This window comes from Streptomyces sp. NPDC025721 (assembly GCF_055558595.1).
On the sequence record NZ_JBVHMF010000011.1, the window covers coordinates 240,634 to 250,457 of the forward strand.

Genomic DNA, 9,824 nt, shown 5'->3' on the forward strand with positions numbered 1-9,824 from the left:
TCGGGCCATCAGGGTCCGAGGGCGTGCCCTCGCGAAGGAGTCCCATGCGTTCCGCTCGTGCTCTCGCCGCTCTCGCCATCTCCAGCATTGCCCTCAGCGGCGGCGCTCTGGCGCTCTCCGCCCCGATGGCGTCCGCCGAGACGGGTCCCCACTCGGAGATCTGTGAGCAGGCCCAGGTCAAGACCCATGAAGCGCAGAAGGAGCTCGACCGGCTGGAGAAGCTGCCGAACAAGACGCCGGAGATCCGTAAGCAGATCGCCACGGCCGAGGAGATCCTGGAGCAGGCGCAGGTCGGCGAGCGGGACGCGTGCGCGAGCGTCACCGGTCCGGTGCACGCCGGTTCCGGCGGCCTGGCGGGCGGGATCAGCGGCACCGAGATGACCGCGGGCGCGGCTGTGCTCGCCGTCGCGGCCGCCGGTGGCGTCGTGATGATGCGCCGCCGTTCCGTCGAGGGCTGACCTCGGTTCCACCTCCGCCCCTTGTGGCCGCGCGCCCCGCTCGAAGCGGAGCGCGCGACCGCAGGGGGCGTCATACGTCCGCAGCTCGTTCGGCACCAGGCACCAGGCACCAGGCATCAGGCGCTAAGCACCAATCGCCAATCGCCAATCGCCAGGCGCTGATCGCTGGGCCCCGGCCAGAGGCGGACGGACGCAGACTTCGAGAAAGGCCCGCCCCGCATGCAGCACCCCCGCGCCGCCCACCGCCGCCGCCAGGCGGGCCTCGCACTGCTCCTGGCAGGCATGGCCGTGGGCGGCTTCCTCGTGGTCGACAGCGCCTCCGGCACCGGACTCACCCCGCCCAGGCCCTCGGCCGCCGACGCCTTCTCCGGCCCCGCCGCACCGGCCGTCCCGGCCCCCGCGGTGGACCCGCTGCCGCCGTCGCCGCCCACCCGCATCACGATCCCCGAGATCGGCGTCGACGCGCCGATGACCGGTCTCACCACGGACAAGGACCACACCCTGCAACCCCCGCCGCCGGACGACAAGAACCTCGCCGGCTGGTACCGGAACGGCCCCACGCCCGGCAGCACCGGCACCGCGGTCGTCGTCGGACACCTCGACACCCACAGCGGCCCCGCCGTCTTCTACCGCATCGGCCAGCTCCACAAGCAGAACACCCTCACCGTGCGGCGCCAGGACGGCCGCACCGCCGTCTTCACGGTCGACGCCGTCGAGCAGTACGAGAAGAGCGACTTCCCCAGCGAGAAGGTCTACCGGCAGGCCACCCGCCCCGAACTCCGCCTGATCACCTGTGCCGGCACCTACTCCCGGGCCACCAGCTACAGCGCCAACATCGTCGTCTACGCCCACCTCACGAAGGTCGGTCCGCCCGCTCCCGCCCCGGTGGCGTCTCCCGTGGCCACGGCGGCCCCGGCGCCCCCGGCCTCTCCCGCCGCTCCGTGGACCGCGCCGTGGTGAACGGGAGGAGCTGAGCCGCGGTCTGCGGCGGCGACGCAGCCGCAGCCGCGGCCGCAGCCTCGGCCTCGTCCGTGTCGACCACCTCGCCGCCGGGGTCGGCTGGAGCCGCGAGCGCCTGTGAACCGCTTCCACGCCCAACTCGGCTTCCTGCCCGAACCGTTACGGCGCCGGCGCGGGCGCGGGCCGTCGCGGCGGGCGAGGTGATCCTCAGTGGCGGAGCCGAACCCGGCGCGCCGCGCACCACCCGTAAAGCCCTCGCGTCCCGCCCGCCCGGGTCCGTAGCATCCGGCCCGTGCTGACGATCCCCAGTCGGGAACTGACCCCCGCCGACCACGAACTCATCGCGTACGCCCGCGCCATCGTCGACGGGAACACCGACGGCGACGGCGGCGTCCACACCATGGGCGCCGCCGTCCGTGACGTGGACGGACGCATGCACGGCGGCATCAACCTCTACCACTTCACCGGCGGCCCCTGCGCCGAACTCGTCGCCCTCGGCCACGCCCGAGCCTGCGGGGCGCGGCAGTTGACCACCATCGTTGCCGTCGGGAACCTCGGCCGCGGCCCCGTCGGCCCGTGCGGCCGCGACCGCCAGATCCTCTTCGACTACCACCCGTCCATCCGCGTCCTCCTGCCCACCCCGGACGGCGTCCGGAGCGCCCGCATCACCGACCTGATGCCCCTCGCCGCCCTCTGGACCCCGGACGAGGGCACCCAGCCCTTCGACCCGGCGCTCTTCACCGACCCCGCGCCTGAGGATCTTCCACCTGGAAGGTGACCCCTTCTGCCTCGGCCGCGCCGCAGACGCGGAGCATGCGGTGTTGCGACGGGGTACAGCGCACCGTCGTGCCCCGGGGGAGGCGGAGGGTGGTGCCTGCGCAGTGGGCGTCGAGGAAGGAGAGCGGGGTGAGGTCGAGGAGGGCGGGCGGGGGGTCGCTGGTGAAGGCGGCGCGGAGGGCGAGGTCGAAGTGGAGGCGGGTGGCGAGGTCGGCGGTGCCGGTGAGGCGGAGGCAGGAGCCGGTGCGGTCGGCGTGGAGGGTGTCGAGGGACGGCAGGACGGCGAGCGGGTGCAGGGCGGCGATACGTGAGAGCAGGGGCGCCGGGACGGCGCCGTGGTCGTACTCGCAGATCGCGGTGAAGCCGGTCCTGGCCGAGAAGGGCGTCAACTCCGCTTCGTAGGAGGAGAGTTCGGACTCGGGGAGGCCGGAGTGCGCGGCGGCGGCCCACGTCATGTCGCCGACCACCCGCATGCCGGTGAAGCCGCGCCGCCGCGCGGTGCTGGTGCCCGCCGCCCAGAAGGCCGTACGGACCGCCGGGTCGAAGGCGCCGGACGCGGGGTCGTAGCCGGGGGCTTCGGAGGAGAGCGCCAACTGCCCGGTGCGCGCGCAGCGTTCGGCGGGGACGCCGTGCGCGGAGAGATGGGCGAGGGCGTCAGGACCGGCGGTGTCCCCGCCGGTGAAGATCATGACGCGCTCACCGAGGGCGAGGCCCGCGACGGTGAAGGCGGCGCGCACCGCCCACCGGTCGTCGTCGCCGTGGATTCCGAGGCAGGCGTGGTCACCGGGGCCCATACGGTCGACCGCGACCGCCCGCGGTATCGCCTCGGCCACCGACGTACACCCGGCCCCGCTCCCGTCATGGCCGCCTGCCGCGACCGACCGGTCGCGCTCCGCGCCCACGGGGTCACCGCGGCCACCCCCGCCGCCCGCCATGCCACCTCCCATGGACCGAACGTACGCCGCCCGCACCAACCTTTCGGCCCGCGCATCGCATATCGGCCGCCGATGACGAAAAGTGCCCAGGAAGATGCCCAGAACGACCGCCGAACCGTCCGCCTCCGACCGTTCACCCCCTGATCGTTCACCCCTTGATCGTTCTCCGCGCCGGAGTCGGCACCCGGTCCCGCGCGGCACCCGCCACCGCGCGCACCGCCATACGGACCGCCGTACGGCCCGCCGTGCGCAACTGCGTACACACCGCCGCGCGCACCGCCGCAAACAACCCTCACCCCGATTCTCAGACGATTCACAGAATCGGCCAAGGCTCCTCTCATAGCGCGCGCACAGGGTGAACACCATGCCTTCCACATCGATGAGCACCGCCACCGCAGCCCCCGCGACCGCGCACGCGGCCACCACCGCCACCGCCACCGACCTCGCGCGCCCCGACGGCTCGCCGGTGCGCGTCCTCGTCGTCGACGACGAGGCGCCGCTCGCCGACCTGCTGTCGATGGCGCTGCGCTACGAGGGCTGGCAGGTACGCACCGAGGCCGACGGCGCGGGCGCGCTGCGGGCGGCCCGCGAGACCCGGCCCGACGCGGTCGTGCTCGACGTGATGCTGCCGGACATGGACGGCCTGGAGGTGCTGGCGAAGCTGCGCCGCGACACCCCGGACGTCCCCGTACTGTTCCTGACCGCGAAGGACGCGGTCGAGGACCGGATCGCCGGGCTCACCGCGGGCGGCGACGACTACGTCACCAAGCCGTTCAGCCTGGAGGAGGTGGTGGCCAGGCTCCGCGGCCTGCTGCGCCGCTCGGGCGCCGCCGCCGTACGCAACGAGTCGCTGCTGGTCGTCGGCGACCTCGTACTGAACGAGGACAGCCACGAGGTCAGCCGCGGCGGCGACAACGTCCACCTCACCGCGACCGAGTTCGAGCTGCTGCGGTACCTGATGCGCAATCCGCGCCGGGTGCTGAGCAAGGCGCAGATCCTCGACCGCGTGTGGTCGTACGACTTCGGCGGTCAGGCCAACGTCGTGGAGCTGTACATCAGTTACCTGCGCCGCAAGCTCGACGCCGGCCGCGCGCCGATGATCCACACCCGGCGCGGCGCGGGCTACCTGATCAAGCCCGGCGAGCCCGCCGCCTGACGACCCCGGAAGCCGAGACGATGCCCCACGCCTCCCCGCCCCCTACTCCCCACGCCTCCCCGCCCCCCACTCCGCGCGCCGACCCGAAGCCCAACTCCCGTACCCGCAAGCGCCCCTGGTCCCGCCCCTGGTCCCTGCGCCGCAGGCTCGTCGCGTCCTGCGTCGCGCTCGTCGCCGTCGTGTGCGCGGTCATCGGCGCGGTCACCATATTCGCGCTGCACGACTTCCTGTACGGGCAGCTCGACGGCAAGGTGCAGGACGTGGCGGTACGGGCGGCGGGGCCGCACGGCGGCCCCGGGGACGGCCCGGAGGCCAACCGGGCGGCACGGCTTCCGCAGAGTCCGCTCAACGAGCGGCCGTTCGGATTCCTGGCGGGCGGCGGCCAGCCCGGCGAGACCGTCGGGGCGATCGTCGGCGCGAACGGCACGGTCACGCGGGCCGCGGTCAGCGCGACACCGTCCGGCGGCGGCCTGCTCGAAGCGGACCCGCTCACCGCGCGGCAGACCGCCGCCTTCGCCTCCGTACCGAGGGACGGCAAGGCCCACACCCTCAGCGTCCCCGGCCTCGGCACGTACCGCGTCGCGTCGGCGCAGCAGTCCTCGGACGGCAGCACCGTACTGGTCGGCCTGTCCACCAGCGGGATCGAGGACACCCTCAACACCCTGATCTGGGTGGAGTTCTCGGTCGCCGCCGCCGGTCTCGTCGCGGCGGGCCTCGCGGGCGCGGCGCTGATGCGGATCGCCCTGCAACCACTGCGCCGGGTCGCCGCGACGGCCACCCGCGTGTCCGAACTCCCGCTGCACAGCGGTGAGGTGGCGCTGCACGAACGCGTCCCCGACTCCGACACCGACCCGCGGACCGAGGTCGGCCAGGTCGGCGCGGCGCTCAACCGCATGCTGGGGCACGTGGGTTCGGCCCTGCACGCGCGGCAGGAGAGCGAGACACGGGTCAGACAGTTCGTCGCGGACGCCAGCCACGAGCTGCGTACGCCACTGGCCTCGATCCGCGGCTACGCCGAACTCACCCGCCGGGGAAGGGAACCCGTCGGCCCCGACACCCGGCACGCGCTCGGCCGGATCGAGTCCGAGGCCGGGCGGATGACGACCCTCGTCGAGGATCTGCTGCTGCTGGCCAGACTGGACGCGGGCCGCCCGCTCAGCTTCGCCGAGACCGACCTGTCCCCGCTGGTCGTGGACGCGGTGAGCGACGCCCGCGCGGCGGGCCGCGACCACGTCTGGCGGCTCGACCTGCCCGACGACCCGGCGACCGTGCACGGCGACGCGCAGCGCCTCCACCAGGTGCTGACCAATCTGCTGGCCAACGCCCGCACCCACACCCCGGCCGGTACGACGGTCACCGCCCGCGTCGTACGCGACGGGCCCGGCGTCCTGCTCCAGGTCCAGGACGACGGCCCCGGCATCCCCGCCGACCTGCGACGCCATGTCTTCGAGCGGTTCGCGCGCGGCGACGCCTCCCGTACCCGGACGGCCGCCGCCGCGCGGTCCGGCAGTACGGGGCTCGGCCTGGCGATCGTGCGCTCGGTGGTCACCGCGCACGGCGGCGAGGTGTCCGTGGACAGCGTGCCCGGGCGTACGGTCTTCACCGTCCGGCTGCGCGCCGCACACTCACAGCCGCCGCTCAGGCTCGCCACAACGTCGTGACAGCGCGCCCGCCGAGGGTCGGATCATGCGAACCCAACTCGGCAATCTGCCCGCCCGGCAGCACCTGCCGGCCGCGGGCACAGCTCCGGAACACCCGGCCGGGCCCGGTGCCCAGGCGGCCCCGGTCCTCGACGTCGTCATCCCCGTGTACAACGAGGAGAACGACCTGGAGCCCTGCGTCCGCCGCCTGCACGCGCATCTGTCGGGCACCTTCCCCTACCCCTTCCGGATCACCGTCGCCGACAACGCCAGTACGGACCTGACGTCCGCGGTGGCGAAGGCGCTGGCCGCGGAACTCCCCGAGGTCGAGTCCTTCAGGCTCGAACAGAAGGGCCGCGGAAGGGCGTTGAGGACGGTGTGGTCCGCCTCCGACGCGCCCGTGCTGGCGTACATGGACGTGGATCTGTCCACCGACCTCAACGCGCTGCTCCCGCTGGTCGCGCCGCTGATCTCCGGCCACTCCGACCTGGCGATCGGCTCGCGGCTCGCCCGCTCCTCGCGGGTGGTGCGCGGCGCGAAGCGGGAGTTCATCTCCCGCGCCTACAACCTGATACTGCGCGGCTCGCTGGCCGCGCGCTTCTCCGACGCGCAGTGCGGATTCAAGGCCATCAGGGGCGATGTCGCCCAGCGGCTGCTGCCGATGGTCGAGGACACCGGCTGGTTCTTCGACACCGAGATGCTGGTGCTCGCCGAACGCGCGGGCCTGCGCATCCACGAGGTGCCGGTCGACTGGGTCGACGACCCGGACAGCAGCGTCGACCTCGTCCGCACCGCCACCGACGACCTGCGCGGCGTCTGGCGGGTCGGCCGGGCCCTGGCCACCGGGCAGTTGGCGCTCGACCGGCTGCGGCGGCCCTTCGGGGACGACCCGCGCGACCGCGAACTCGCCGGCGTGCCCGCCGGGTTGGCGCGGCAGCTCGTCGGCTTCTGCGTCGTCGGGGTGCTCAGCACGCTGGTCTACCTGGCGCTCTTCTCGCTCTTCCGGCTCGGCACCGGCTCCCAAGTGGCCAACGCCCTGGCGCTGTTGCTCTCCGCCTTCGGCAACACCGCCGCCAACCGGCGGCTGACCTTCGGTGTACGCGGGCGCGACCAGGCCGTACGCCACCAGGCGCAGGGCCTCGTCGTCTTCGCCATCGGCCTCGCCCTGACCAGCGGTTCACTGGCCGCCCTGCACGCGGCGACCGCCCACCCGGACCACGGCACGGAGCTGGCCGTCCTGATCGCGGCGAACCTCGCGGCGACGGTGCTCAGATTCCTGCTCTTCCGGGCGTGGGTCTTCCCCGAGGGTGCGACCGGCGGCGCGGCCTTCCGCGAGGGCGCGACCGGCGGCGCGGCCTTCCGCGACGGTGAGACGGTCACGGCGGCCTTCCGCGACGGTGAGACGGTCACGGCGGCCTTCCGCGACGGTGAGACGGTCACGGGGGCCGGCCCCGTCTCGTACGGGACCCGGTCCGCCGACCTCCCGGCCCACGAAACCCCTTCCCCCCGCGACGACTTGAGGAGGGCGCGATGAGCGCGCCGGGCAACACCACAGTGGACACGGACGTGTTCGGGCATCCGGTCGCGGAACCGGCGCCGCGACCAGCGGGGCACCGGGGAGGGCTCGCGCGGCGGACCTGGCGGGGCCGGGCGGAGGACGCCGCCTGGGTGCGCCCCGCGTTCTTCGCGCTGCTGCTCGGCACCCTGGTCCTCTACCTGTGGAATCTGAGCGCCGCCGGATACGCCAACTCCTTCTACTCCGCGGCCGTCCAGGCCGGGAGCCAGAGCTGGAAGGCGTTCTTCTTCGGCTCCTCCGACGCCGCGAATTCCATCACCGTCGACAAGCCGCCCGCCGCGCTGTGGCCGATGGCCCTGTCGGTGCGGCTGTTCGGCCTCGGCTCCTGGCAGATCCTCGTGCCGGAGGCGCTGATGGGCGTCGCCACGGTCGGCGTGCTGTACGCGGCCGTACGCCGCCGGTTCAGCGCGGGCGCGGGCCTGATCGCGGGCGCCGTCCTGGCGCTCACCCCCGTCGCGGCGCTGATGTTCCGCTTCAACAACCCCGACGCGCTGCTGGCGTTGCTGATGGTCGTCGCCGTCTACGGCGTGCTGCGCGCGCTGGAGGACGCCCGGACGAAGTGGCTGCTGATCGCGGGCGTCGCGCTCGGCTTCGCCTTCCTCACCAAGACCCTCCAGGCGTGGCTGATCGTGCCGCCGCTCGCGCTGGTCTACGCGGTCTGCGCGCCGACGACGCCGCGCCGCCGTATCGGCCAACTCCTCGCCGCGGGCGGTGCGATGGTGGTGTCCGGCGGCTGGTGGGTGACGATCGTCGAGTTGTGGCCGACGTCGTCCCGCCCGTACATCGGCGGCTCGCAGGACAACAGCTTCCTGTCGCTGACCTTCGGCTACAACGGCTTCGGCCGCATCACCGGCAACGAGACCGGCAGCGTCGGCGGAGGCGGCGGGGGCCGCGGTGGCGGCGGTGGCGGTGGCGGGATGTGGGGCGAGACCGGCATCGGGCGGCTCTTCAACTCCGAGATGGGCGGCCAGATCGCCTGGCTGCTGCCCGCGGCCTTCGTCCTGCTCGCCGCGGGACTGTGGCTGACCTGGCGCGCCAAGCGCACCGACACCGTCCGCGCGGCGTTCCTGGTGTGGGGCGGCGCGCTGCTGATCACCTTCGCGACCTTCAGCTTCATGTCCGGGATCTTCCACCAGTACTACAACATCGCCCTCGCCCCCTACATCGCCGCCGTCGTCGGCATGGGCACGGCACTGCTGTGGGCCCGGCGCACCCACATCGCCGCCGCGGCCGTGCTCGCCGTGACCGTCGCGGGCACCGGCGTGTGGTCGTACGTACTCCTCGACCGTTCCTCCGAGTGGCTCCCGTGGCTGCGCGGCGCGGTCCTGATCGGCGGTTTCGTCGCCGCCGCGGGGCTGCTCGCGGGTGCGATGCCCGGGGTACGGGTCGCCGCCCGGCTCGGCGTGATCGCCGCGTTCGTCGGCGTCGCCGCGGCGCTCGGCGGGCCCGTCGCGTACACCCTCAACACCGTGAACACCGGTCACTCCGGCTCCATCGTGACCGCGGGGCCCGCCGTCCAGGGCGGCATGGGCGGCTTCGGCGGCGGCGGACGTCCCGGCGGCGGTGGCGGTGGCCGCGGCGGCATGCCGCCCGGCATGGGCGGCGGCCCCACCAACGGCCAGGGCCAGGGCCAAGGTCAGGGCCAAGGGCAGGGGCAGGGCATGCCCGGCGGCCAGAACGGGCAGACCGGCCAGGGCGGCCCCTTCGGCGGCGGCCAGAACGGCCAGACCGGCCAGGGCGGCCAGACCATGCCCGGTACCGGCCGCACCGGCCAGAACGGCGCCCCCGGCGCCCCCGGCGGCAACGGCGGCGGCATGGGCGGCCTGCTCAACGGCACCCAGGTCAGCTCCGCCATGAAGAAGCTGCTCCTCGCCGATTCCGGCGACTACACCTGGGTCGCCGCCGCGATCGGCTCCCAGAACCAGGCCAGCTACCAGCTCGCCACCGGAAAGCCGGTGATGTCCATCGGCGGCTTCAACGGCAGCGACCCCTCGCCCACCCTCGCCCAGTTCCAGAAGTACGTGGCCGAGGGGAAGATCCACTACTTCCTCGGCGGCGGCCAGGGCGGCGGCGGTGGCATGGGCGGCAGCGGTACCGCGTCCGCCATCACCACCTGGGTCGAGGCCCACTACACGGCCAAGACCGTGGGCGGCACGACGGTCTACGACCTGACCGCGCCCACGTCCTGACGCTCTCGTCCCCCGACCGCGGGGGGGGGGGGGGGGGGGGGGGGGGGGGGGGGGGGGGGGGGGGGGGGGGGGGGGGGGGGGGGGGGGGGGGCGTTGGTGGGTTGCGTGCCCTGGTCTGTTGTGTGGTGGGGGC

The 9,824-nt window shown here is 73.9% G+C and carries 8 protein-coding genes; 7 read left to right on the forward strand and 1 reads right to left on the reverse strand.

What is annotated here, in order from left to right; translation table 11 throughout:
* Positions 1-44: 44 nt before the first annotated feature.
* The 3 genes from ACZ4EF_RS18425 to ACZ4EF_RS18435 all read left to right on the forward strand — a co-directional run bounded on the left by ACZ4EF_RS18425 (position 45) and on the right by ACZ4EF_RS18435 (position 2,196).
* The gene (locus tag ACZ4EF_RS18425) at positions 45-458 is read left to right on the forward strand and encodes a hypothetical protein (RefSeq protein WP_355336547.1); all 414 of its coding nucleotides are present in this window, start codon (positions 45-47) and stop codon (positions 456-458) included.
* 219 nt (positions 459-677) lie between these two features.
* Positions 678-1,418 (forward strand): class F sortase, encoded by a 741-nt coding sequence (locus ACZ4EF_RS18430; protein ID WP_355336546.1) that lies wholly within the window; start codon positions 678-680, stop codon positions 1,416-1,418.
* A 292-nt stretch (positions 1,419-1,710) separates the two neighbouring features.
* A complete protein-coding gene (locus tag ACZ4EF_RS18435) occupies positions 1,711-2,196 on the forward strand; it encodes a cytidine deaminase family protein (protein WP_467505359.1) in 486 nt (161 codons plus the stop codon).
* Here ACZ4EF_RS18435 and ACZ4EF_RS18440 read toward each other — a convergent pair.
* Positions 2,156-3,028, reverse strand: coding sequence for an MEDS domain-containing protein (locus tag ACZ4EF_RS18440; protein WP_467505361.1), 873 nt, complete (start codon positions 3,026-3,028; stop codon positions 2,156-2,158). The genes ACZ4EF_RS18435 and ACZ4EF_RS18440 overlap by 41 nt on opposite strands.
* Before the next feature lie 481 nt (positions 3,029-3,509).
* Here ACZ4EF_RS18440 and ACZ4EF_RS18445 point away from each other — a divergent pair, with 481 nt between their 5' ends.
* The 4 genes from ACZ4EF_RS18445 to ACZ4EF_RS18460 are packed head-to-tail and all read left to right on the forward strand — an operon-like array spanning position 3,510 to position 9,691.
* Positions 3,510-4,286 carry a response regulator transcription factor gene (locus ACZ4EF_RS18445; protein ID WP_355336754.1) on the forward strand — a complete coding sequence of 259 codons (777 nt, stop codon included), beginning with the start codon at positions 3,510-3,512 and terminating at the stop codon, positions 4,284-4,286.
* Positions 4,287-4,306: 20 nt separating this feature from the next.
* Entirely contained in the window at positions 4,307-5,947 is a 1,641-nt protein-coding gene (locus ACZ4EF_RS18450) for a sensor histidine kinase (protein ID WP_467505363.1), read from the forward strand.
* 25 nt (positions 5,948-5,972) lie between these two features.
* Positions 5,973-7,460: a bifunctional glycosyltransferase family 2/GtrA family protein gene (locus tag ACZ4EF_RS18455; RefSeq protein WP_467505365.1), complete on the forward strand. Its 1,488-nt coding sequence runs from the start codon at positions 5,973-5,975 to the stop codon at positions 7,458-7,460.
* A complete protein-coding gene (locus tag ACZ4EF_RS18460; RefSeq protein WP_467505367.1) occupies positions 7,457-9,691 on the forward strand; it encodes an ArnT family glycosyltransferase in 2,235 nt (744 codons plus the stop codon). The genes ACZ4EF_RS18455 and ACZ4EF_RS18460 overlap by 4 nt, the downstream gene beginning before the upstream one ends.
* The last annotated feature ends 133 nt before the right edge of the window (positions 9,692-9,824 follow it).